At 72.1% G+C, this 23346-nt stretch carries 20 protein-coding genes and 1 pseudogene; 12 read left to right on the top strand and 9 right to left on the bottom strand.

Annotated features, from left to right (window positions below; all coding sequences use genetic code 11):
• Positions 1-16: 16 nt before the first annotated feature.
• Positions 17-691: a Crp/Fnr family transcriptional regulator gene (locus ACIGYR_RS33010; RefSeq protein WP_030422469.1), complete on the bottom strand. Its 675-nt coding sequence runs from the start codon at positions 689-691 to the stop codon at positions 17-19.
• Between the two features lie 383 nt (positions 692-1074).
• Here ACIGYR_RS33010 and nth point away from each other — a divergent pair, with 383 nt between their 5' ends.
• The 3 genes from nth to ACIGYR_RS32995 all read left to right on the top strand — a co-directional run bounded on the left by nth (position 1075) and on the right by ACIGYR_RS32995 (position 4131).
• Entirely contained in the window at positions 1075-2082 is a 1008-nt protein-coding gene (gene nth / locus ACIGYR_RS33005; RefSeq protein ID WP_399606563.1) for an endonuclease III, read from the top strand.
• Between the two features lie 63 nt (positions 2083-2145).
• Positions 2146-2841: an NUDIX hydrolase gene (locus tag ACIGYR_RS33000; RefSeq protein WP_391847666.1), complete on the top strand. Its 696-nt coding sequence runs from the start codon at positions 2146-2148 to the stop codon at positions 2839-2841.
• Between the two features lie 90 nt (positions 2842-2931).
• Positions 2932-4131, top strand: coding sequence for a MarP family serine protease (locus ACIGYR_RS32995; protein ID WP_399606565.1), 1200 nt, complete (start codon positions 2932-2934; stop codon positions 4129-4131).
• A gap of 16 nt (positions 4132-4147) precedes the next feature.
• Here ACIGYR_RS32995 and ACIGYR_RS32990 read toward each other — a convergent pair whose 3' ends face one another.
• The 6 genes from ACIGYR_RS32990 to ACIGYR_RS32965 form a co-directional block, all read right to left on the bottom strand.
• Positions 4148-4327, bottom strand: a complete 180-nt coding sequence (locus tag ACIGYR_RS32990; protein WP_236053281.1) for a hypothetical protein — start codon at positions 4325-4327, stop codon at positions 4148-4150.
• Positions 4328-4532: 205 nt separating this feature from the next.
• Positions 4533-5468 (bottom strand): alpha/beta fold hydrolase, encoded by a 936-nt coding sequence (locus ACIGYR_RS32985; protein ID WP_391847668.1) that lies wholly within the window; start codon positions 5466-5468, stop codon positions 4533-4535.
• The gene (locus ACIGYR_RS32980) at positions 5465-5953 is read right to left on the bottom strand and encodes a phage holin family protein (RefSeq protein ID WP_399606567.1); all 489 of its coding nucleotides are present in this window, start codon (positions 5951-5953) and stop codon (positions 5465-5467) included. The genes ACIGYR_RS32985 and ACIGYR_RS32980 overlap by 4 nt, the downstream gene beginning before the upstream one ends.
• Positions 5954-6078: 125 nt before the next feature.
• Entirely contained in the window at positions 6079-7521 is a 1443-nt protein-coding gene (gene nhaA, locus ACIGYR_RS32975) for a Na+/H+ antiporter NhaA (RefSeq protein ID WP_399606570.1), read from the bottom strand.
• Between the two features lie 202 nt (positions 7522-7723).
• Positions 7724-9679 carry an acetate--CoA ligase gene (acs, locus tag ACIGYR_RS32970; RefSeq protein WP_399606573.1) on the bottom strand — a complete coding sequence of 652 codons (1956 nt, stop codon included), beginning with the start codon at positions 9677-9679 and terminating at the stop codon, positions 7724-7726.
• 109 nt (positions 9680-9788) lie between these two features.
• Positions 9789-12116, bottom strand: coding sequence for a SulP family inorganic anion transporter (locus ACIGYR_RS32965; protein ID WP_399606575.1), 2328 nt, complete (start codon positions 12114-12116; stop codon positions 9789-9791).
• A gap of 334 nt (positions 12117-12450) precedes the next feature.
• On the opposite strand from ACIGYR_RS32965, the gene ACIGYR_RS32960 reads away from it, so the two are divergent.
• Positions 12451-13716 carry a hypothetical protein gene (locus ACIGYR_RS32960; RefSeq protein WP_399606578.1) on the top strand — a complete coding sequence of 422 codons (1266 nt, stop codon included), beginning with the start codon at positions 12451-12453 and terminating at the stop codon, positions 13714-13716.
• Between the two features lie 3 nt (positions 13717-13719).
• On the opposite strand, the gene ACIGYR_RS32955 is transcribed toward ACIGYR_RS32960, so the two are convergent.
• Positions 13720-14700: an ATP-binding protein gene (locus ACIGYR_RS32955; protein ID WP_399606580.1), complete on the bottom strand. Its 981-nt coding sequence runs from the start codon at positions 14698-14700 to the stop codon at positions 13720-13722.
• 101 nt (positions 14701-14801) lie between these two features.
• Here ACIGYR_RS32955 and ACIGYR_RS32950 point away from each other — a divergent pair, with 101 nt between their 5' ends.
• Positions 14802-15626: an oxidoreductase gene (locus ACIGYR_RS32950; RefSeq protein ID WP_399606581.1), complete on the top strand. Its 825-nt coding sequence runs from the start codon at positions 14802-14804 to the stop codon at positions 15624-15626.
• A 349-nt stretch (positions 15627-15975) separates the two neighbouring features.
• On the opposite strand, the gene ACIGYR_RS32945 is transcribed toward ACIGYR_RS32950, so the two are convergent.
• Positions 15976-16806 carry an HAD family hydrolase gene (locus tag ACIGYR_RS32945; RefSeq protein WP_391847676.1) on the bottom strand — a complete coding sequence of 277 codons (831 nt, stop codon included), beginning with the start codon at positions 16804-16806 and terminating at the stop codon, positions 15976-15978.
• Between the two features lie 589 nt (positions 16807-17395).
• On the opposite strand from ACIGYR_RS32945, the gene ssd reads away from it, so the two are divergent.
• The 7 genes and pseudogenes from ssd to ACIGYR_RS32910 all read left to right on the top strand — a co-directional run.
• Positions 17396-18502 carry a septum site-determining protein Ssd gene (gene ssd / locus ACIGYR_RS32940; RefSeq protein ID WP_399606584.1) on the top strand — a complete coding sequence of 369 codons (1107 nt, stop codon included), beginning with the start codon at positions 17396-17398 and terminating at the stop codon, positions 18500-18502.
• On the top strand, positions 18499-19689 hold the full coding sequence (locus ACIGYR_RS32935; protein ID WP_399606587.1) for a TadA family conjugal transfer-associated ATPase: 1191 nt from the start codon (positions 18499-18501) through the stop codon (positions 19687-19689). Before ssd ends, ACIGYR_RS32935 begins: the two co-directional genes overlap by 4 nt.
• Before the next feature lie 97 nt (positions 19690-19786).
• Positions 19787-20671 (top strand): type II secretion system F family protein, encoded by an 885-nt coding sequence (locus tag ACIGYR_RS32930; protein WP_399606589.1) that lies wholly within the window; start codon positions 19787-19789, stop codon positions 20669-20671.
• Positions 20672-20959: 288 nt separating this feature from the next.
• The gene (locus ACIGYR_RS32925) at positions 20960-21739 is read left to right on the top strand and encodes a type II secretion system F family protein (protein ID WP_399606591.1); all 780 of its coding nucleotides are present in this window, start codon (positions 20960-20962) and stop codon (positions 21737-21739) included.
• An 80-nt stretch (positions 21740-21819) separates the two neighbouring features.
• Positions 21820-22020, top strand: coding sequence for a DUF4244 domain-containing protein (locus tag ACIGYR_RS32920; protein ID WP_391847681.1), 201 nt, complete (start codon positions 21820-21822; stop codon positions 22018-22020).
• 22 nt (positions 22021-22042) lie between these two features.
• Entirely contained in the window at positions 22043-22393 is a 351-nt protein-coding gene (locus tag ACIGYR_RS32915; RefSeq protein WP_399606596.1) for a TadE family type IV pilus minor pilin, read from the top strand.
• Between the two features lie 347 nt (positions 22394-22740).
• Positions 22741-23082: pseudogene (locus tag ACIGYR_RS32910) on the top strand (Rv3654c family TadE-like protein); the annotation flags it as partial.
• Between the last annotated feature and the right edge of the window lie 264 nt (positions 23083-23346).

The following is a 23346-nucleotide window of genomic DNA, read 5'->3' as shown; positions in this document are numbered from 1 at the left end:
CAGCTCCCCGGGACGGTCAGCGGGACCTCTTGGCCAGCCGTTCGACGTCGAGCAGAATCACGGCGCGTGCCTCGAGGCGGAGCCAGCCGCGCTGGGCGAAGTCCGCGAGGGCCTTGTTCACGGTCTCGCGGGAGGCGCCGACGAGCTGGGCCAGCTCTTCCTGGGTGAGGTCGTGGACGACGTGGATGCCTTCCTCGGACTGCACGCCGAAGCGGCGCGAGAGGTCCAGCAGGGCGCGGGCCACGCGGCCGGGGACGTCGGAGAAGACCAGGTCGGACATGGCGTCGTTGGTCTTGCGCAGGCGCCGGGCGACGGCGCGCAGCAGCGCGGTGGCCACCTCGGGGCGGACGTTCAGCCAGGGCTGGAGGTCGCCGTGGCCGAGACCGAGCAGCTTGACCTCGGTCAGCGCGGTCGCCGTGGCGGTACGCGGGCCCGGGTCGAACAGCGACAGTTCGCCGATCAGCTCGCCGGGGCCGACGACGGCGAGCATGTTCTCGCGGCCGTCGGGGGAGGTGCGGTGCAGCTTGACCTTGCCTTCGGTGACGACGTACAGCCGGTCACCGGGGTCGCCCTCGTGGAACAGGGAGTCGCCACGTGCGAGCGTCACCTCGCTCATGGAGGCGCGCAGTTCCGCGGACTGCTCGTCGTCGAGTGCCGCGAAGAGCGGGTTGCGCCGCAGAACGTCGTCCACGAGTTCTCTCCTTGTCGACCTGCTCAGGGGATCTTGCTCCCCCGTGTGCCAGGGGTCCGTGTTCCCCATTTTGCCGGACGGTCCGAACAGTGTGATCTGTCACAAGGATGCCGCACACGTGTCCCGGGGTAAGCGTCAGGGGTCCAATCGGGGGCCGCTCTGCCGGCTCCGGGGCGGATGCCGGTACCGGGCTTTAGGCTGGCCGGGTGTCCAAAACGCCGGTGAGAGCACAGGCCAAGGGGGCTGCGCGGGTGGTTGTACGTCGGGATTCCGCTGTGGGCGAACACGCTCCCGAAGGAAGTAGTAAAACGGGTAAATCGGCTAAAACGACTGTCGGTGTCACGGAGAAGGGCTCCAAGCGGGCCGCGCCCGCGAAGAAGGCCGTGACTGCCGACAAGGCCGTACCTGCCGACAAGGCCGCGAAGAAGGCCGTGCCTGCGGACAGGGGCGCGAAGAGGGCCGTGCCTGCGGACAGGGGCGCGAAGAAGGCCGTACCCGCGAAGAGTGCGGCGAAGAAGGCCGTACCCGCGAAGGCCACCGCGAAGAAGGCCGTACCCGTCAAGAGTGCCGCCAAGAAGGCCGCGCCCGTCAAGAAGATCGCCGTCAGGTCGCCCGCCGGCGAGTCCCCCACCGCGCTGGTCCGCCGCGCCCGCCGCATCAACCGCGAACTGGCCGAGGTGTACCCGTACGCCCACCCCGAGCTGGACTTCGAGAACCCCTTCCAGCTGCTGGTCGCCACCGTGCTGTCGGCCCAGACCACCGACCTGCGGGTCAACCAGACCACCCCGGCGCTCTTCGCCAAGTACCCCACCCCCGAGGACCTCGCCGCCGCCAACCCGGAGGAGGTCGAGGAGATCCTGCGCCCCTGCGGCTTCTTCCGGGCCAAGACCAGGTCGGTCATAGGGCTCTCCAAGGCCCTCACCGAGGACTTCGGCGGCGAGGTGCCCGGCAGGCTGGAGGATCTGGTCAAGCTGCCCGGCGTGGGCCGCAAGACAGCGTTCGTCGTCCTCGGCAACGCCTACGGGCGGCCGGGGATCACGGTGGACACCCACTTCCAGCGGCTGGTCCGGCGCTGGCAGTGGACGGAGGAGACCGACCCGGACAAGATCGAGGCCGCCGTCGGCGCGCTCTTCCCGAAGAGCGACTGGACCGACCTGTCCCACCACGTGATCTGGCACGGCCGGCGGATCTGCCACGCCCGCAAACCCGCCTGCGGCGCCTGCCCCATCGCCCCGCTCTGTCCGGCCTACGGCGAGGGCGAGACCGACCCGGAGAAGGCGCGGAAGCTGCTGAAGTACGAAAAGGGCGGCTTCCCGGGGCAGCGGCTCAAGCCCCCGCAGGCGTACCTCGACGCGGGCGGCAAACCCGCGCCGCCGCTGGGGGCCTCGTGACGGAACGATCTCGGGGCCCTCGGGCGTTGGAGAGGGCGGAGCGACGGGGCGACGGGGGTGGCGATGACGAGGGCAAGTGACACACAGGGCGGCCCGGTGACGCTCAGCAGGGAAGGGCTGCCGGACTGGCTGGAGCCCGTGGCGCACGCCGCCGACACGGTCCAGCCGCTCCAGCTGAGCCGCTTCCTGCCGCCGGAGAACGGCTCGGGGCGGCAGTCGGCCGTGCTGATCCTGTTCGGCGAGGGGGAGCGCGGCCCGGAACTGCTGCTCATGGAGCGGGCGGGCTCCCTGCGCTCGCACGCCGGGCAGCCGTCCTTCCCGGGCGGCGCGCTGGATCCGGAGGACGGCGATCCGCAGGGTGAGGGCCCCCTGCGGGCCGCACTGCGCGAGGCCGAGGAGGAGACCGGGCTCGACCCCTCCGGCGTGCAGCTCTTCGGTGTGCTGCCCCGGCTGTACATCCCGGTCAGCGGCTTCGTCGTCACCTCCGTGCTCGGCTGGTGGCGCGAGCCCAGCCCCGTGGGCGCCGTCGACCCCAGGGAGACCGCGCGGGTCTTCACCGTTCCCGTGGCGGATCTCACGGACCCCGCCAACCGCGCCACCGCCGTCCACCCCAGAGGTCACAGCGGTCCGGCGTTCCTGGTCGAATCGGCCCTGGTCTGGGGCTTCACGGCCGGCGTCATCGACCGCCTCCTGCACTACGCGGGCTGGGAGCGGCCCTGGGACCGGCAGAAGCAGGTCCCGCTCGACTGGCACGCATGACAGGGTGATCCCCGTGCTGTATCCCCCGGGGCACCCCCCGGGCCCCGGCCGAGCTGCTGGGAGCGGAGTGAGTAGGCGAGGCCTGAAGCAGTGAACGTGCTGGACATCCTGTTGCTCGTCGCGGCCGTGTGGTTCGCGGTGGTGGGCTACCGCCAGGGCTTCGTCGTCGGCATCCTGTCGGTGATCGGGTTCCTGGGCGGGGGCCTCGTCGCCGTGTACACGCTGCCCGTCATCTGGGACGCCGTGACCGGCCAGGCGGAGGTCGGCACCACCGCCGCCGTCGTGGCCGTGGTCGTCGTCATCGTCTGCGCCTCCGTGGGCCAGGCGCTGACCACCCATCTCGGCAACAAGCTGCGCCGGCACATCACCTGGTCCCCGGCCCGCGCCCTGGACGCCACCGGCGGCGCGCTGGTCAACGTCGTCGCGATGCTCCTGGTGGCCTGGCTGATCGGCTCCGCTCTGGCCGGCACGACCCTGCCCACGCTCGGCAAGGAGGTGCGCGGCTCCAAGGTGCTCCTCGGCGTCTCCCGGGCGCTGCCCGCGCAGGCCGACACCTGGTTCGCGGACTTCTCCTCCGTGCTCGCGCAGAACGGCTTCCCGCAGGTGTTCAGCCCGTTCTCCGACGAACCGATCAAGGACGTGCGACCGCCCGACCCGGCCCTCGCGAACAGCCAGGTCGCCCTGCGCGCCCAGCGCTCCATCGTCAAGGTCACCGGCACCGCCCAGAGCTGCGGCAAGGTCCTGGAGGGCACCGGCTTCGTCTTCGCCGACCGCCGCGTCATGACCAATGCGCACGTGGTCGGCGGGGTGGACGCGCCGCGGGTGCAGATAGGCGGTGAGGGCCGCAAGCACGACGCCAAGGTCGTGCTGTACGACTGGAAGCGCGACATCGCCGTACTCGACGTACCGGACCTGAAGGCGGCCTCGCTGCGGTTCACGAACCAGGACGCGGCCGGTGGCGACGGCGCGATCGTCGCGGGCTTCCCGGAGAACGGCTCGTACGACGTGCGCGCCGCACGCGTGCGCGGGCGCATCACGGCCAACGGCCCGGACATCTACCACCGCGGCACGGTCCGCCGCGACGTGTACTCCCTGTACGCCACCGTCCGCCAGGGCAACTCCGGCGGCCCGCTGCTCACCCCGGACGGCAAGGTCTACGGCGTGGTGTTCGCCAAGTCCCTCGACGACGCGGACACGGGCTACGCCCTGACGGCGGACGAGATCCAGGCCGACGTCGAGCGGGGCCGTACGGCGAACGAGCAGGTGGGCACGGACAGCTGCGCCCTGTAGGACGACGCGGGGGCGCTCAGCCCCGCGGGTGACGCAGGCGCACCGAGACCCAGCGGGCCCGGCGGCGCAGGATGCGCGGAATCCCCACCCGCAGGTCGCCTTCCGCGAGTTGCGGGGTGCCTCGCTGAGGCGTGCTCAGGCCCGTGGCCGAGCGGCGGTTGCGGGGTGCGTCACTGTAGTCGTGCGTCCAGCCCATACCCCGACGTGTGCCCCCGCCCGAAGGTCGATAACCGCCTGGGCGCCCCCCAATTGGCCTATGCGACAGGCATGTGGCCGTTCGAGGGACAACTGTTCACGATTCGGATACTCCATGCATCCAATTGCTTACAGAACGGTCGCCGGGCCGGCCCCTGTCCCCAGGGCGACCCCCGGACCCCCGGCCGGGTGGGGGCGGGTGGGCATCACCGGTCGGGTTCGGGGTCCTTGAGCCAGTTGATCAGTTCCGTGGAGAAGGCCGCCGGGTCCTCCTCGTGCGGGAAGTGGCCGAGGCCGTCGAACAGCCGCCAGCGGTACGGCGCTTCGACGAACTCGCCCGAACCGGCCGCGCTGCGTGTGCGGGTGACCGGGTCCAGGGAGCCGTGCAGGTGCAGCGTCGGCACCCGCACCGGCCGCTTCATCCGGCGGTAGAACTGCAGGCCGTCCGGGCGGGCCAGTGAACGCACCAGCCAGCGGTACGGCTCGATGGCGCAATGCGCCGTGGAGGGGATGCACATGGCCCGCTGGTACGTCTCCACGGCCGCGTCCTCGGGCAGCCGCGGCCCGGACCAGTCCCGGATCAGACGGCCCACCAGCGCGCCCCCGTCGGCGGTCAGTTGACGTTCCGGGAGCCACGGCCGCTGGAATCCCCAGATGTAGGAGTTGGCGGCCGTCTGCCGGGCGTCCCGCAGCATCGCCGCGCGCCAGCGCCTCGGGTGCGGCATGGACGCCACGGCGAGGCGCCGCACGAGCTTGGGCCGCATGGCCGCCGCCGTCCATGCCAGATAGCCGCCGAGGTCATGTCCGACCAGCGCGGCGTCCGGCTCGCCGAGCGAGCGGATCACCCCGGTGACGTCCAGGGCCAGGTTGGCGGGGTCGTACCCGCGGGGCGTGCGGTCGCTGCCGCCGACGCCCCGCAGGTCCATCGCCACCGCCCGGTAGCCCGCGTCCGCGAGCGCGGCCAGCTGGTGCCGCCACGTCCACCAGAACTGCGGGAAGCCGTGCAGGAGCAGCACCAGGGGGCCGTCGCCCAGCTCGGCGATGTGGAAGCGGGCGCCGTTGGCGGCGACATCCCGATGGGTGACCTTCCTCCCGTCCGGGAGGTCGATCCGCACGGGCGAGAGGGCGGCTGGGTCCGTCATGACGACGAGCGTGCCACAGCCTCGATGGCCGCGGGAGCGCGGTCGTCGGGCAGCTCCGGGCGCGGGTGCGGCTTGGCGTTCTGCAGGACGCCCGCCGTCTGCTTCATCGAGGCGGCCACCTTCTGCGGACCCTGGCCCTTCTTGGCCTTCTTCGCGAACACCGTGCCGATGAGCGCGAGGAAACCGGCGACGAGCACGTTGGCCGCGAAGGACAGCAGGAAGCAGACGGCCAGGTTCCAGCCGCTCCAGGTCCTGATGCCGTACGCCAGGGCGAAGTTGAGCATCGGCAGGGAGAACACCAGCACGGCGCCGGCGATCGAGAACGCGCCGCCGCTCACCGCGCCGCGCTTGACGTCCTGCTTGAGCTGAGCCTTGGCCAGCGCGATCTCGTCGTGCACCAGCGCCGACAATTCGGTCGTCGCCGAGGCGAACAGCTGGCCGATGCTGCGTTCGGCGCCGACCGGGCTGCCGTCGGGTGCGCTCATCGCGTTCTCCCTCAGAAGTCTGTTGTGCCGCACACGCGCTGTGTGGAACGGCCGTCATGCTCGTACGGCCGACCGGGTAGCCGTCGTGCGCGCGCGGCCGTCTTGTTCTGTACCGTCTCGTCAGATCATGCCGGACGGTCGCCCTCCTCGCCTGCCCCGCCCGGTACTTCCGCAAGCCCGTGGCGCGTCCCGGCCGCTCGCTCGGCGGCCAGACGCCGGTGTTCGGCGGCCTTGCGCTCGTGGATCTCGGCCATGCGGAGGTGGTACGCCGGGTCGTCCTGCTCGTAGACGTCCGGGATGCCGTCGAGGTCCTCGTCGCGCTCCTCCTCCTCGCACAGCTTGCGGTACCGGGCGTTGCGCAGCTTCAGCAGCACCGTCGCGCACACCGCCGCGATCAGTGACCCGATGAGGACGGCCGCCTTGACCTCGTCCGTGAGCACGGTGTCGCCGTCGAAGGCCAGCTCGCCGATGAGCAACGAGACGGTGAAGCCGATCCCGGCGAGCGAGGCCACGGCGAAGACGTCGGCCCACGCCAGCTCCGCGCTGAGCTGCGCCCGGGTGAAGCGGACGGTCAGCCAGGTTCCGCCGAAGATGCCGACCGTCTTGCCCACGACCAGGCCGAGCACGACGCCGAGTGTCTCGGACTTGGCGAAGACATCCCCGAGCGCCCCGCCGGAGAGCGGCACGCCGGCGCTGAACAGCGCGAACAGCGGTACGGCGAGTCCGGCCGACAGGGGCCGCACCAGATGCTCGATGTGCTCGCCGGGCGAGTGCTCCTCCCCCTCCCGGGTGGTGCAGCGCAGCATCAGGCCCATCGCCACACCGGCGATGGTGGCGTGCACGCCGCTGTTGTACATCAGCGCCCAGACGACGGCGGCGAGCGGCACGTACACGTACCAGCCGCGTACCCCCTTGCGCAGCAGCAGCCAGAAGAGGGCGAGGCCGGCGGCGGCCCCGCCGAGGGCGGCGAAGTTCAGCCGGTCGGTGAAGAAGATCGCGATGATCAGGATCGCGAAGAGGTCGTCGACGACCGCGAGGGTGAGCAGGAAGGCCCGCAGGGCGCTGGGCAGTGAGGTGCCGATGACCGCGAGGACGGCGAGCGCGAAGGCGATGTCGGTGGCGGTCGGCACCGCCCAGCCCTGCGGGGAGCCGTTGCCGGCGAGGTTGGTGAGCGCGTAGACGAGCGCCGGTACGGCCATCCCGCACAGTGCCGCCGCGACGGGCAGCACGGCCGCCCTGCGGTCTCGCAGATCGCCCGCGACCAGTTCGCGCTTGAGTTCGATGCCGGCGACGAAGAAGAACACGGCGAGCAGCCCGTCCGCGGCCCAGTGGGCGACGGAGAGGTGCAGGCCGAGGACGCCGGGGCCGAGGTGGAAGTGGCTGACGCTCGCGTAGCTGTGGCGCAGTGCGGGGACGTTCGCCCACGTCAGTGCCGCCACGGCGGCGAGCAGCAGCAGGACCCCGCCGACGGTCTCGGCGCGCAACGCGTCCGCGACGAATGTCCGCTCGGGCAGGGACAGCCGGCCGAGGACCTTGCGGGCGGTGGTGCGGGTGCGGGGCGCGGTCACGGGAGACCTCCGGGGCAGGCGAAACTCACATGCCGACCAGACTTCCCGGCGCACCTGACGTGCCGCGTCACACGGCACTTTGCATATTTTACCTAAAATGGCGCGCGCCGGGTCCGGTGATCTTCACCGTAGACGCCCGCGGGGCACCCGGCACGTTCGCCGGCCGGGTGCCCCGCGGGGTGCGGCTCAGTCCCCGGCCCGCTCAGTCCTCGCTGGGCGCCGCGGGCAGTTTGTCCTGGATCAACTGCATGACCGCCGAGTCGGTCAGGGTGGTGACATCACCCAGCTGACGGTTCTCGGCGACGTCCCGCAGCAGGCGGCGCATGATCTTGCCGGAGCGGGTCTTCGGCAGCTCCGCCACCGGCAGGATCCGCTTGGGCTTGGCGATCGGCCCGAGCGTGGCACCCACGTGGTCGCGCAGCTCGCCCACGAGCTTGTCGTCCTCCGTGACCGAGCCGCGCAGGATGACGAACGCCACGATGGCCTGGCCGGTGGTCTCGTCCACGGCGCCCACGACGGCGGCTTCGGCGACCGACGGGTGCGAGACGAGCGCGGACTCCACCTCGGTGGTGGAGATGTTGTGCCCGGAGACGAGCATCACGTCGTCCACCCGGCCCAGCAGCCAGATGTCCCCGTCGTCGTCCTTCTTCGCCCCGTCCCCGGCGAAGTACTTGCCCTCGAAGCGGGACCAGTAGGTGTCGAGGAACCGCTGGTCGTCGCCCCAGATGGTGCGCAGCATCGACGGCCACGGCTCGGTCAGCACCAGATAGCCACCGCCGCCGTCGGGCACCTCGCGCGCCTCGTCGTCGACGACGGTCGCGCTGATGCCGGGCAGCGGACGCTGCGCCGAACCGGGCTTGGCCTCGGTGACTCCGGGCAGCGGCGTGATCATCATGGCGCCGGTCTCGGTCTGCCACCAGGTGTCCACGACGGGGGTCCGGTCGGCGCCGATGTGCTTGCGGTACCAGATCCATGCCTCGGGGTTGATGGGCTCACCGACCGAGCCCAGGACGCGCAGGCTGCTCAGATCGAACTTGGCGGGGATGTCGTCGCCCCACTTCATGAACGTCCGGATCGCGGTCGGCGCGGTGTAGAGGATCGTGACCTTGTACTTCTGGACGATCTCCCAGAACCGGCCCTGGTGCGGGGTGTCCGGCGTGCCCTCATACATCACCTGCGTCGCGCCGTTGGCCAGCGGGCCGTACACGATGTACGAGTGCCCGGTCACCCAGCCGACGTCGGCCGTGCACCAGTACACGTCCGTCTCCGGCTTGAGGTCGAACACCGCCCAGTGGGTGTAGGCCGTCTGGGTGAGGTAGCCGCCGGAGGTGTGCAGGATGCCCTTCGGCTTCCCCGTCGTCCCCGAGGTGTAGAGGATGAACAGCGGGTGCTCCGCCGCGAACGCCTCCGGGGTGTGCTCGGCGGACTGCCGGCCCACCAGCTCGTCCCACCACACGTCCCGCTCGCCGTTCCAGACCACTTCCTGCCCGGTACGGCGCACCACGAGCACGTGCTCGACATTGCCCGCCTTCTCGACCGCCTCGTCCACGGCCGGCTTGAGCGCGGACGGCTTGCCGCGCCGGTAGCCGCCGTCGGCGGTGATGACGACCTTGGCGTCCGCGTCCTGGATCCGGGTCGCGAGCGCGTCCGCCGAGAAGCCGCCGAAGACGACCGAGTGCGCCGCGCCGATCCGGGCCGAGGCCAGCATCGCGATCGCGGTCTCCGGGATCATCGGCATGTAGATGGCTACCCGGTCACCCTTGCGTACGCCCAGTTCCAGCAGGGCGTTGGCGGCCCGGGAGACCTCGTCCTTCAGCTCCGCGTAGGTGATCGCGCGGCTGTCGCCGGGCTCACCCTCGAAGTGGATGGCGACGCGGTCCCCGTGACCGGCCTCCACATGCCGGTCCACGCAGTTGTACGCGACGTTCAGCTCGCCGTCCTTGAACCACTTCGCGAACGGCGGGTTCGACCAGTCCAGTGTCTCGGTCGGTTTCTTGGCCCAGGTCAGCCGACGGGCCTGCTCGGCCCAGAAGCCGAGCCTGTCAGCCTTGGCCTGTTCATACGCCTCCGCGGTGACGTTGGCGTGCGCGGCCAGGTCGGCGGGTGGCGCGAACCTGCGCTCTTCCTTGAGCAGGTTGGCCAGGCTTTCGTTGCTCACGACATCTCCCTTTCGAAGGGTGTCCGTTGTGTCCCAGGCCACAGCTCATCAGACCCGGGGGTCCGATGACAAGGGTCGGCGGTAAAATTGGTTTAGACCTATCCTGGGTTCACTGGCCGGACCGGGTCGCGGCCTCCTCACCTCGGCGGACGTCGTCCGTGACGTCCTCGAACACCGTTCCTCCCTCCGCTCCCGCGAGCAGGTACGCCTGCGCCTCGCCGACGTGGAAGTACATGCCGTGCAGCTCCAGTTCTCCCTCGGCCAGCGCCCGGGCGACCGGCCCGTGCGCCCGTAGATGCGCCAGTTGCTGGACGACATTGGTCAGGCACAGCAGTTCCACCGCGTCCACGGGGGCCCGCCCGGCCAGCCGCGGCCGGCCGGGCCGGTCGCCGGCCATGCGCGCCAGACTCGGCAGCCCGTGTCGCAGCCACCTCTCCAGCGGGGTGCTCCCGCGGCCGGTCCCGGTGGTGAGCAGCGCCTGCATCGCACCGCACCCGGAGTGTCCGCACACGGTGATCGAACGCACCCCGAGCACGTCCACCGCGTACTCGATGGCGGCGGCGACCGAGTCGTCGCCGTGCTCCTCGCCCGGCGGCGGCACCAGGTTGCCGACGTTGCGGACGACGAACAGATCGCCGGGACCACTGGCGGTGATCATCGACGTGACGAGCCGGGAGTCGGCACAGGTGAGGAAGAGCTGGCCGGGCCGCTGCCCCTCCCGGGCCAGCCGCGCCAGTTCCTCCCGCACCAGCGGCGCGGTGTTCCGCTGGAACGTGCTGATGCCGCGGGCCAGGTCCCGCCCGGCCTCCTGCCCGGCCGGGGCGGCGGTGGCGCCGGTGAAGCAGGACTGGTGGTTGCGCCAGGGGGTCCAGGGGCGGCACCGGCACTCGGCGGACGGGGCCTGCCCGGCGGTCCGGATGACGCCGCGCCGGCCCACCAGCTCGGCCTTTCCTCCCCGCGCGATGTGGGCACTGCGCCAGTCCTGCAGCGACTCGTACGCCGCGTGGTCCATGAACGAACCGTCCAACTCCACGACGGCGTCGGCGCCTTTGGGTACGAGATGCAGGACTCTGCTGAGCCGGGGCACCGCGAGGAAGGTCAGCTGGCCGCGGACCCGGACGTGATGGACTCCTTTCTCCTCTTCGTGGGTGATGCGGGTGTGGGAGAGGCGGTGCAGGGAGACGGCGACGGCCACGGCGATTCCGAGGCACACGCCTTGCAGGACACCGAGGAACACCACGCCGAGTGCGGTCGTGGCGTAGACCGGTACTTCGCGGTGGCGCGTCACCGTGCGGATGTGGTGCAGGGACACCATCTGGATGCCGACGGCCATCACCAGGGCGGCGAGGGAGGCGAGCGGGATCTCCTCCAGGACCGGGACCATCAGCAGCGCGGCGACTACTACGAGAACGCCGTGCAGCATCGTGGAGTTCCGGCTGACCGCACCCGATTTCACGTTCGCGGTACTGCGCACCGCCACACCCGCGACCGGCAGCCCGCCGAGGGCTCCCGAGACGATGTTGGCGGCGCCCTGACCGAGCAACTCCCGGTCGAGGTCGGAGCGGCCGACATGGGACTGGGGGCCGGGACGGGAGGCGACCAGCTTGTCCACGGCCACCGCGCCGAGCAGCGACTGCACGCTGCACACCAGGGTGGTGGTGAGCACGGCGGCCACGACACCGAGCACCGGGCCCTCGGGCAGTCCGGCCAGGGCGTGGCTGTGCCAGGACGGCAGGTCGGCCCGGGGCAGGACAAGGCCGGTGAGGGCGGCGGTCGCGGCGGCTCCGGTGACGGCCACGAGAGCCGCCGGCACCCTGCGCAGCAGCCGGCCGGCGCGGCCGGGCAGGCGCGGCCAGGCCAGCAGCAGGGTCAGGGTCAGCGCGCTCATCGACACCGCAGCCGGGTGCAGGTCGGCCAACTGAGCGGGCAGATCGCGCAGGTTGGCGAGGACGGAGCTGTCCGGGCTGCCGCCGAGGACGATGTGCAGCTGGGCGACGGCGATGGTGATGCCGATGCCGGCGAGCATGCCGTGCACCACGGCCGGGCTGACCGCGAGCGCGCCGCGCGCCACTCGTAGACAGCCGAGGCCGAGCTGGGCGAGACCGGCGAGGACGGTGATGCCGCAGGTGGCCCGCCAGCCGTAACGGTGGATCAGGTCGGCGGTGACCACGGTGAGTCCGGCGGCGGGCCCGCTGACCTGGAGTGGGCAGCCGCCCAGCCGTCCGGCGACGATCCCGCCGACCGCGGCGGCGACGAGGCCGGCCTGCAGCGGGGCGCCGGTCGCCAGAGCGATGCCGAGGGAGAGGGGCAGGGCGATCAGGAAGACCGCGACGGACGCGGACAGGTCGGCGCCTTCGACGCGGAGGCGTCGGCGCGTCGGTGCCGGGTTGTGCGGCGGGTTGGGGTGCTGGGCGTGAGGGGGTGCGCAGGTTGGCATGTTCCCGTCTCCTCCGGGGCGGCGCGGTCGCGGACTGGTGGGACCCGCGGGATGGGCGGGGTCGGTCGCGGCCGTGGGTCACGGCGTGCAGCGGCGGGATGGATCACGCTCGGTAAAAGAACCGTAATGCGAAGTAAAGGTAAAGCATAGTTTTCCGGGGCATATGGGGCAGAAGATCGCCCGCCGGAGTGAAGTAATCATTTGATCGGCTTGTCGTACTAATTCCTTCTCGGTCCCGTGCGACCTTGGCGGCGCCGCCGGGACAAGCCCGGCATACCACCAGAAAAGGCCCTCAACAGCGTGTGCCTGAGAGAAGGAAGAAGGTGGGCGGAACATGGCCGCCACCCACAGGATCGCCGTCGGCGCCATGGTCGCCGCGGCCTGTGCGGCGTCGCTCGCCGGTTGCGCGACCGACTCCACCAGCAAGAAGGAAGGAGCGTCCGGCCCGCAGAAGGGGGCGCCGGCGCCCGGCAGCGTCTTCCGGGTGATCGGCGACGGATCCACCGCGTACACCGGATCCCAGCCCCATCTGCCCGTTCCCGAGCGACTGAGCCCTGATCAGAAGCCCCCGCAGTTCGTCGTCTTCTCCTGGGACGGCGCGGGCGAGGACAGTCAGAAGCTGTTCTCGCACTTCCGTGAGGTCGCCAAGGAGAACAACGCGACCATGACGTACTTCCTCAGCGGCGTGTACATGCTGCCCGAGGAGAAGCGTGACCTGTACAAGCCGCCGCAGCACTCGCCGGGCCGCTCCGACATCGGCTTCAACGACGAGCAGGGCATCACCGACACCCTTGAGCAGGTACGGCAGGCATGGCTGGAGGGCAATGAGATCGGCACCCACTTCAACGGCCACTTCTGCGGGCCCGACGGCGGGGTCGGCACCTGGTCGGTGGACGAGTGGAAGAGCGAGATCGCCCAGGCCAAGAAGTTCGTGAAGTCCTGGAAGACCAACGCCGGAATCAAGGCGGAGGCCCCGCTGCCCTTCGACTACGAAAAGGAGCTGATCGGCGCCCGCACCCCCTGCCTGGAAGGGCAGAAGAACTTCATGAAGGCCGCCCGCCAGCTGGGCTTCCGCTACGACTCCAGCGGGGTCAACGACCAGGTCTGGCCCAAGAAGAAGGAGGGGTTGTGGGACCTGTCGATGCAGCTGGTGCCCTTCCCGGGCCACACCTACGAGCAGCTGACCATGGACTACAACTTCATGGTCAACCAGTCCGGTACCGAGACCCAGGGCGACCCGGACAAGTTCGACTACTGGGGCGACCAGATGCGCGACGGCCTCCTCAAGGGCTTCTACCGCGCCTATGACGGCAACCGAGCGCCCCTGATCATCGGCAACCACTTCGAGTCGTGGAACGGCGGCACCTACATGCGTGCCGTCGAAGACGTGGTGAAGGAGGTGTGCACCAAGCCGGAGGTGCGCTGCGTCTCCTTCCACCAGCTGGCCGACTGGCTGGACGCCCAGGACCCGCAGACCCTTGCGAGACTGCGCACCCTGGAGGTGGGCGAGGCGCCCCGGCAGGGCTGGGCGTCCTTCCTGTCCGGCCGACCGGCCCCGGCGCCCAAGGGTGTTCCCGGGGCGCCGGCGGACAAGCGGTAGGCGTCAGACGGGCGTCGCCACACTCTCGCCGAGCACGAAGTGGGGGTCGACCTGCGCCGCCAGGTCGGCCCCGGTGCGCTCGTTGCCCCAGTTCTCGGCGTTCTTCAGGTGGAAGTGCACCATCTGGCGGGTGTAGCGCTCCCAGTCGCGCCGCGCGTAGGTGGCGTCGGCGGTGGTCCGCAGAGTGTCCAGGGCGCGGGCGTTGGCCTCCTCCAGGAGGTCGAACCGGGGTGGGCGGCCCTTCTCCATGGCACGCACCCAGTCCGAGCGCCCGACCGTCACGAGCAGGTCGTCCCCGACCTCCGCGCGCAGGAAGTCGACGTCGTCCGGTTCCTGGATCTTGTTGCCGACGACCTTCAGGGCGACGCCGAAGTCGCGGGCGTACTCCTTGTACTGGCGGTAGACGGAGACCCCCTTCCGGGTCGGCTCGGCGACGAGGAACGTCATGTCGAAGCGGGTGAACATGCCGGAGGCGAAGGAGTCCGAACCGGCCGTCATGTCGACCACGACGTACTCGTCGGGGCCGTCGACGAGGTGGTTCAGGAACAGTTCCACCGCACCGGTCTTGGAGTGGTAGCAGGCGACCCCCAGGTCGGCGTCCGTGAAAGGGCCCGTGACCATCAAACGGACGGCACCGCCGTCGAGTTCCACCGGACGCGCGCAGGCGTCGTAGACCGGGTTGGGCTCCCGCACCTGGACCAGCCGTGAGCCCTCGCCGGGCGGTGTCGTCTTGATCATCGTCGCGGCCGAGGCGATGCGCGGGTTGCTGCCGCGCAGGTAGTCCTTGATCAGCGGCAGCCGCTCGCCCATGGCAGGCAGCGCCGCCGCCTCCTCCTCGCCGAGGCCGAGTGCGGGGCCGAGGTGCTGGTTGATGTCCGCGTCGATGGCGACCACCGGGGCGCCGCCGGCGGCGAGATGGCGGATGAAGAGGGAGGACAGCGTGGTCTTGCCGCTGCCGCCCTTCCCGACGAAAGCAATTTTCATGTTCACCAAGAGTAGTTGCCCCATCGCTCTACGTGTCATGAGGAAGTGAAGAAGACCACTCCTTCGTGGAGTGCTGCGGCGAGGTGCGTACTGTCGTACTCATGAGTACGACAGGTGCGGCCGCCGATCCGCTCGCGGCCCTGGGGTCACTGCCCGGCGTGGCCGAGTCCGTGGAGTCCGTGCGCAAGGCCGTGGACCGGGTCTACGGGCACCGGGTCATGCGGCGCCGCAGCAACGAGATCACCTCCGAGGCGGCCCTGCGTGGTGCCCGCGGCTCGGCGGCGCTGTCCGGCGCGGACTGGGCCCTGGAGGAAGTGCGGCGGCGCACCGACTTCAGCGCCGACGCCGAGGCCCGCGTGATGGGCGCGGCCCTGCGGCTCTCCGCCGAGGCGGGACAGCTGCTGTCCATCTGGCGTCAGTCACCCCTGCGTGTGCTGGCCCGGCTGCACCTGGTGGCCGCGGCGAGCGATGACGACCGGGTCGGCAGGCCGCGTCACGCCGGCGAACCGGTGGACGAGCCGCTGATCGAGCTGCCGCTGCCGGCTGCGGGTGAGGTCTCGGGCCGGCTGGAGGGGCTGGCGGACCTGATCATCGCCGGCACCTCGGCCCCCGCGCTGGTGACGGCCGCCGTGGTGCACGGCGAGCTGATCGCGCTGCGCCCCTTCGTGTCCCACAACGGGCTGATCGCGCGCACTGCCGAGCGGATCGTGCTGATCGGCAGCGGGCTGGACCCGAAGGCGGTCTGCCCGGCCGAGGTCGGGTACGCCGAACTGGGTCGCGCCGCGTATCTGGCCGCCCTCGACGGTTACGTCTCCGGCACTCCCGAGGGCATGGCGGCGTGGATCAACCACTGCGGCCGGGCGGTGGAGCTGGGGGCGCGGGAGTCCACGGCGGTGTGCGAGGCGCTGCAGCGGGGCGCGGCCTGAGAGCCCTCCCGGAGGAGGCTTCCCCCGGGAAAGGGTTGCGGCGGTACGAGTGCTCGTACCGCCGCTGGCATGCTCACCCGGTTACCAAGCGTCCTCGAATATTGCCCATCAGGTCGGGATGCTTTGCCCGTCCCTGGTGCGGCTGGCCCGTAATCGACGGGTCGACGTCGCGTGGGTGCCCGGTGTCCATGCGGGGGTCCGTGGGGCCAAGTGCGTAGTGTCAGGGGATCCTCTCGGATGTCCTTTGGTCTCGCGGGCCTACGTTCTTTGTACCGCGAGCCGGGATGAAGCGGAACCCCTGCCTGCACTTCTTTACTTTCAGGTTCAATCCGGGTGAAACGGGCGCCGGTCAGGTCGTGCCGCGACGCCGGCTGGTGTACCAGACGACCCCGGCGGTCGCCGCGGCCGCGCCTATGGCCGCCGCCGCGACCAGCGCCGGGCGGGGCGGTACGGAGAACGTGGGCAGCCGCTTCTTGAGCGGGACAGGGCGGCGGAACTCCAGCACCGGCCACCCGCGCGCGAGTGCCTCGCGGCGCAGTGCGCGGTCCGGGTTCACGGCGTGCGGGTGCCCGACGGTCCGGAGCATCGGCAGATCGGTCGCCGAGTCGCTGTAGGCGTAGCAGCGGTCGAGGTCGTAGCCCTCGGACGCGGCCAGCTCCTTGACGGCCTCGGCCTTGGTCGGGCCGTAGGCGTAGTACTCCACCTCTCCGGTGAAACAGCCGTCCTCGCCCACGACCATGCGGGTGGCGACCACCCGGTCCGCGCCCAGCAGTTCACCGACCGGCTCGACCACCTCGGCGCCCGAGGTGGACACGATCACGACGTCCCGGCCGGCCGCGTGGTGCTCCTCGATCAGGGAGGCGGCCTCGTCGTAGATGATCGGGTCGATCAGATCGTGCAGGGTCTCGGCGACGATCTCCCGCACCTGCTGGACGTTCCAGCCTCGGCACAGCGCGGACAGATACTCGCGCATGCGCTCCATCTGGTCGTGGTCCAGGCCGCCGGCCAGGAAGACGAACTGGGCGTATGCGGTACGCAGGGCGGCCCTGCGGTTGATCAGCCCGCCTTGGTAGAAGGACTTGCTGAAGGTGAGCGTGCTCGACTTCGCAATGACCGTCTTGTCCAGGTCAAAGAAGGCTGCTGCGCGAGGCAAGGAGTGGTTTTCCACGTCCCTGAGCATAGGCGCCCACCATTCGGCGTAAGGTGAGGCGCGTGGGTTTGCCTGAGAGGGCTCTCGGGTACACCATGGAAGTCACGGATCGTTCGCGACCGTGCTAACCCGGCCCGACTCCTCCCCCCCCGAGTCGGCCGTGGGGACGACCCCCGCTCTCCCCCCCGGCGGGGGTCGTCGCATGTCCGGATGGGTTTTCTCCCTCCTCTCCAGTTCTTCACGCGGTCGTAGGGCCGGCCTCGCGCCGCCGCGGCCGCGTTTTCGTATGCCCATGATCGGTCACTGAGGGTAATCGTCGGACTGCTCTGTGAATCGCACACGGATCAGTACAGGGGTCGCCGGTATGGGTGACGAAGTTATTCACAGGGTCTGAGTTGTCCACAGTTATCGACCAAGATCCACACGATTTCCCGGTTCGCTGCACCGTGATTCCCACGCACCCCGGCCTGGCCGGTTCATGGCTGGTTCCGATTGCCGGTGCGCGTATGGCCGGTTCCTATCGGCCGTTCATATGGAGGCCGCTCGCCGGTTCTTCACACCTTTGGGAATCGCGTGGCCGCGGGGGCCGCGCGGCCCACGCAGCGAAGGGGGAACACCCGTGACCGGAACCGTCATCCACGATCCGCCGCCCGGCCCCGGAGGCCGGCCCGGACGGCCGCTCATCGTCACCGAGGACGCGGCCCTCCTGGACGATCTGCTGCGCCTGTGCGCGGCGGCGGGCGCCACACCCGAGGTCCATCACGGCGTACCGGAATCCGGCGACGGCTGGGCGGTGGCCCCGCTGGTGCTCGTCGGCGACGACGCCGCCCGCCGGGTGAGCGGGGCCGCGCGCCGGCCCGGAGTGGTGCTGGTCGGCCGTGACCAGGACGACCCCGGGGTATGGAAACGAGCCGTCCAGATCGGCGCCGACCATGTCCTGATGCTCCCTGACGGCGAGCCGTGGCTGGTCGACCGCATCGCCGACGTCGCCGAGGGCATCGGCCGCCCGGCGCTCACCGTCGGGGTGATCGGCGGCCGGGGCGGGGCCGGAGCGTCCACGCTCGCGTGCGCCCTCGCCGTCACCTCCGCGCGCGAGGGACTGCGCACCCTACTGGTGGACGCCGATCCGCTCGGCGGCGGACTCGACGTACTCCTCGGCGGCGAGGGTGCCGAAGGTCTGCGCTGGCCGGCCTTCGCCGCCTCCCGCGGCCGGGTCGGCGGCGGCGCCCTGGAGGAGTCGCTGCCGCAGCTGCACTCCCTCCGCGTGCTCAGCTGGGACCGCGGCGACTGCGTGGCCGTTCCGTCTCCCGCGGTGCGCGCGGTGCTGGCCGCCGCCCGGCGACGCGGCGGCACGGTCGTGGTCGACCTGCCCCGCCGCCTCGACGACGGGGTCGCCGAGGCTCTCGCCCAGCTCGACCTGGCGCTGCTCGTCGTCCCGGCCGACCTGCGGGCGCTGGCGGCTGCCGGTCGCGTCGCCTCCGCCGTCGGCATGGTCGTTCGCGATCTGCGGGTCGCGGTCCGCGGGCCCTACGCACCCGGCCTGGACGACCACGCGGTGGCCCGGCTGCTCGGCCTGCCGCTGGCCGGCGAGGTGCCCGTCGAACCGGCGTTGCTGCGCCCGCAGGGTGGCGCGAAGCCCCCCGGGGCGACCGGGCGCGGCCCTCTCGCCCGCTTCTGCGCGCACTTCTGGGAGCGCGCGCTGGTCGAGGCGGGAGGCACCCGATGACCCTGCCCGGACTCGACCGGGCCGACGGCGCGGCCCTGCTCGACGGAGTGCGCCGCTGGCTCGCCCAGAGCGGTGCCGAACCCACTCCCGCGCGCGTGGCCCAGGCGCTGCGCGAGCAGGGCCGGGTGCTTGGCGACGCGGAGGTCCTCGGCGCGGCCGACCACCTGCGGTCCGAGCTGGTCGGCGCCGGCCCCCTGGAACCGCTGCTCGCCGACCCGGACGTCACCGACGTCCTGGTCTCCGCCCCGGACCGGGTGTGGGTGGACCGCGGCGGTGGCCTGGAGCTGACTCCGGTGACCTTCCCGGACGCGGCGGCCGTACGACGTCTCGCCCAGCGGCTGGCGGGCGTGGCCGGCCGCCGGCTGGACGACGCCCGGCCCTGGGCGGACGCGCGGCTGCCCGACGGAACCCGGCTGCACGCGGTGCTGCCCCCGGTCGCCGTCGGCTGTACCTGCCTGGCCCTGCGGGTGGTACGGCCCCGGGCCTTCACCGTCGAGGAACTCGTCGCGGCCGGCACGGTGCCGCCCGGAGGTGACCGGATCCTGAAGGCGCTGCTCGAGGCCCGGCTCTCCTTCCTGGTCAGCGGCGGCACCGGCTGTGGCAAGACCACCTTGCTCAGCGCACTGCTCGGCCTCGTCGGACCGGGTGAACGCATCGTGCTGGCCGAGGACTCGGCCGAGCTGCGGCCGGACCACCCGCACGTCGTCCGGCTGGAGACCCGGCCCGCCAACCAGGAGGGCGCCGGCCTGGTCACCCTGGAGGACCTCGTACGGCAGGCCCTGCGGATGCGGCCGGACCGGCTGGTCGTCGGCGAGGTGCGCGGACCCGAGGTCGTGCATCTGCTCGCGGCCCTCAATACGGGCCATGAAGGCGGCTGTTGCACGGTCCATGCCAACGCCGCCGCGGACGTACCGGCCCGGCTGGAGGCACTGGCCACCGCCGCCGGGCTGGACCGGGCCGCGCTGCACAGCCAGCTGGCGGCCGCCCTCTCGGTGGTGGTGCACCTCGTGCGGGACCGGTCCGGGCGGCGCCGGATCGACGAGGTGCATGTGCTGGAGCGGGACGCCACCGGGCTGGTGCGGACGGTACCGGCACTGCGCTGGGGCGAGCCGGCCTTCGTGCGGGGGCGGGGGTGGGAGCGACTGCGGCAGCTCCTGGGCGCGTCGGGTGAGTTCGCGGACGACTGAGATCCGGTCGGGCGGGATCCCTGAGCGGGTTCCGGTCGGGCTGGATCCCCGAGCGGGTTCCGGTCGGGCGGGATCCCCGAGCGGGTGAGGTTCCGGAATGACGAGAGAGGTGACGAAGGTGATCGGTGAGACGTCCATGGGCGCCGCGCTGCTCTGTCTCGGCGCGCTGGCCTGGCTGCTGGGCGGCCCGCACTACGGGATGCGCAGGGCCCGGCTGTTGCTGGCCGGCGGCGGGGTAGTGGCGACCGGACCGCCCGCCCCCGAGCGGATCCTCGCGGAACTGCGGCGCCGGTGCGAGCGGTTGGGTGCCGAGTGGTGGGCGCTGGCCGCCGGGCTGGTGATCGCCCTGCTGGGTTCCTCGGTGATCCCGGTCGTCGCGGGGGCGGCCGGGGTGCCGGTGCTGCGCCGGGTGCGGTTGTCCCGGCGGTCCCGGCGTGACGGGGAGCGGCGGGCCGACGAGGTGATCGCCCTGTGCGGTGCGCTGGCCGGGGAAGTGCGGGCGGGACGGCAACCGGGGGCGGCGCTGCTGCGGGCCGCCCGGGACTCCGGCGGATGCGGCGACGCGCATGCCGCCGTGGTGGCGGCGGCGCGGTTCGGCGGCGACGTGCCTGGCGCGCTCACCGCGGCGGCGCGGCAGCCGGGCGCCGAGGGCCTGCTCGGACTCGCCGCGTGCTGGCGGGTGGCCTTGGACCAAGGTGCCGGACTCGCCGCCGGTCTGGACCGGCTGGAGGGGGCGCTGCGCGCCGAGCGGGATCAACGAGGCGACCTGCGAGCTCAATTGGCGGGGGCCCGGGCCACCGCGGTACTGCTCGCCGCACTGCCCGCCCTCGGTCTGCTCCTCGGCGCGGCCATGGGCGCGGACCCGCTGCGCGTGCTGCTGCACAGCGGGGCCGGCCTCGGCTGCCTGGCGGCCGGGGCGGTGTTCGAGGCGGCCGGGATGTGGTGGGCGGTGCGGATCGTGAGGAAGGCCGAGGCGTTGTGAGAGCTGGCCCGGGGCGGGGCCCCGAGGGGACCGGGACACGGCGAGCGGCTTGCGGTGCGCGGGAAGGCAAGGGGCGCAGGCAGGCCGGGAGTGCGGGGAAGCCAGGGTGCGCGGGAAGGCCGATTGGTCCGGGCCGCAGGGAGTTGGTCCAGGCTCCCTGGGGCTGGTCCGGAGTGCGCGGGGCTGGTTCGGAGTGCGTGAGGTTGGTCCGGAGTGCGTGGAAATGGCGGGCAGTCCGGAATGGGTGAAATGGCGAGTAGTGCGACGGGTGCGGGAAGGGCGGGCGGTGTGAGCGGAGAAGTTGTCCACAGGCTGGGGATGGTCGTGGTCGCGGCGTTGATCCTCGGCTGGTGCGTGCGGCGGCTGGAGCTGATGCGTCGGCGGCGTCAGGCTCGGCGCCGGGTGGCCGAGCTGCTGGGGCTCGAAGTGGCCTCCGGCAGACCGGCGTTCGTGATCCCGCCCGCTGTACGGCGGTGGCTCCCGCCGGCCGGTGCGGCGTGCGGCGCGTGGGTGCTGGTCGGCGGGACCGTCGGGGCCGTGCTGGGGCTGGGCGTCGGCGTCGTGCTCTGGCGGTGGCGGGGCGGGCAGACGGCGGCCGGCCAGGAGCAGGTGATCGACACCGCCGGGGCCGCGCGCCAACTCCCTCTCGCAGCCGACCTGCTGGCGGCCTGCATCGCCGCAGGCGCCGGTCCGGTGATCGCCGCGCACGCGGTGGGCGAGGCCCTGGGCGGACCCGTCGGGCAGGCGCTTGCGCGGGGAGCGGCGGAGGTCCGGCTCGGCGGCGCACCGGGCGATGCCTGGCGGAACCTGGCCCTGCTGCCCGGCGCCGGTGCCCTGGCGCGGTTGCTGGAGCGGGCCGACGAGTCCGGGCTTCCCGCGGCCGGTCCCGTCACCCGTCTCGCGTCGGACGCGCGCGCGGAGTGGGCCCGCACGGCGACGGCCCGGGCACGCCGGGCGGCCGTACTGATCTCCGCACCGGTCGGTCTGTGTTTCCTGCCCGCGTTCATCGCGGTCGGGGTGCTGCCCGTGGTGATCGGGCTGGCCGGCGGGGTGATGGGAGGGGGGTGAGGCGTACGGGAAGGCACGGACACGCAGACGTGGGATGAGCGCGGAGAACGACCGAAGTACAGAGCCTTACGGGGGTTGAGATGTTCGGAAAGATCAGGAAAGCGGCGGTCCGGTTGTGCGGGGCGAGCCGTCGGGACGCCGGAATGGTGACGTCCGAGTACGCCATGGGGATCGTCGCGGCCGTCGGGTTCGCGGTGCTGCTCTACGAGGTCGTCACCAGCGGCCAGGTCCGGGCGGAGCTGGCGGCCATCGTGAAGAAGGCCCTCAGTGCGCGCATGTGAGCGGGGCGGGGACCGGGGGTTCGTGACCGCTGAGGCGGCCGTGGTGCTGTCCGTGCTGGTGGCGTTCACGATGGCGTTGGTCTGGGGCCTGCTCGTGGTCGCGGCGCAGATCGAGTGCGTGGACGCGGCCCGTGCGGGCGCCCGGGCCGCCGCCCGTCAGGATCCGGCCGACGCGGTGGTGACGGTGACCCGGGAAGCGGCGCCGCGGGGAGCGCGGGTGACCGTCGCGCGCGAGGGCGACAGGGTCCGGGTGACGGTGGTGGCCGAGCCGCCGGTGTTGAGCGGGTTGCCGTTCGAGGTACGGGAGGAGGCCGTCGCACTCGCCGAGGACAGTGTGGGGGCCGCGGTGCGAGCGGGGGAGGAGGTGCCGTGAAGCGTGGAGGCGAACCGGACATCGGACGACGGCATCCGGACAGAGGGCGACTGACCGGCTGGGGGTGGCCGACCGGCTGGGGGTGGCTGACTGGCCGGGGGTGGTTGGAGGGCTGGGGGTGGCTGACTGGCCGGGAGTGGTTGACCTGGTGGGGGTGGATGTCCTTTTGGGTTCGGCGCGTCGGTTGGGGTCGGTGGGCCGGCTGGGGGTGGTTGAGCGGCTGGCGGGGGCTGCGCGGATGGGAGGACCGTGCTCGGGCGAGGGGCAACGTGGGCTCTCGGTGGCCGGGCTCGTGGTGGGCCGGCCGGTGGGTTCGAGCGGAGGCGTCGCACGGGCCGTGTGGGCGCCGGGGCCGGCAGGAGGGCTCCGACCGGGGGTCCGCCACCGTGTGGAGCCTGGGGGCGATCGCCGTGCTGTGCGTGGTGTTCGGTGCCGTGCTCGCTCTCGGCCAGGCCGTCGCCGTACGACACCGGGCGGCCGGCGGCGCGGATCTGGCGGCGCTCGCGGCGGCGGACCACTGGGCCGAGGGCGGCACGGTGGCCTGCGCCAAGGCCGGACGGCTGGCGGCGGCCCAAGGGGTACGGCTGGTGCGGTGCGCGATCATCGGCGACACCTCGGACGTGACGGCGGCTGCCGGGAGAGGGCCGTTCACGGCGGAGGTCAGGGCGAGAGCGGGGCCGGCGGGGCCGGTGGGGCCGGTGGCGTTTGGCGTGCCGACGGGGCCGGTGGTGTCTGGTGTGTCCGCGGGGCGGGCGGGGCCGGTGGTGTCTGGTGTGTCCGCGGGGCGGGCGGGGCCGGTGGTGTCTGGTGTGTCCGCGGGGCCGGCGGTGCCGGGTGTGTCGGCGGGGCGCGTGGGTCCGGTGGTGGATGGCGTGTCGGCGAGTCCGGTGGCGGCTGGCGGGCCCCTGCCCCGGTCAGGCCCCGGGCGGAAGATCTGGGCTCCGTCGGCTCCT

Source organism: Streptomyces sp. NPDC053076 (genome assembly GCF_044546845.1).
Lineage (GTDB): Bacteria > Actinomycetota > Actinomycetes > Streptomycetales > Streptomycetaceae > Streptomyces.
Note: the sequence above shows the minus strand (reverse complement) of the source record. Positions and strands in the feature narration are given on the sequence as shown.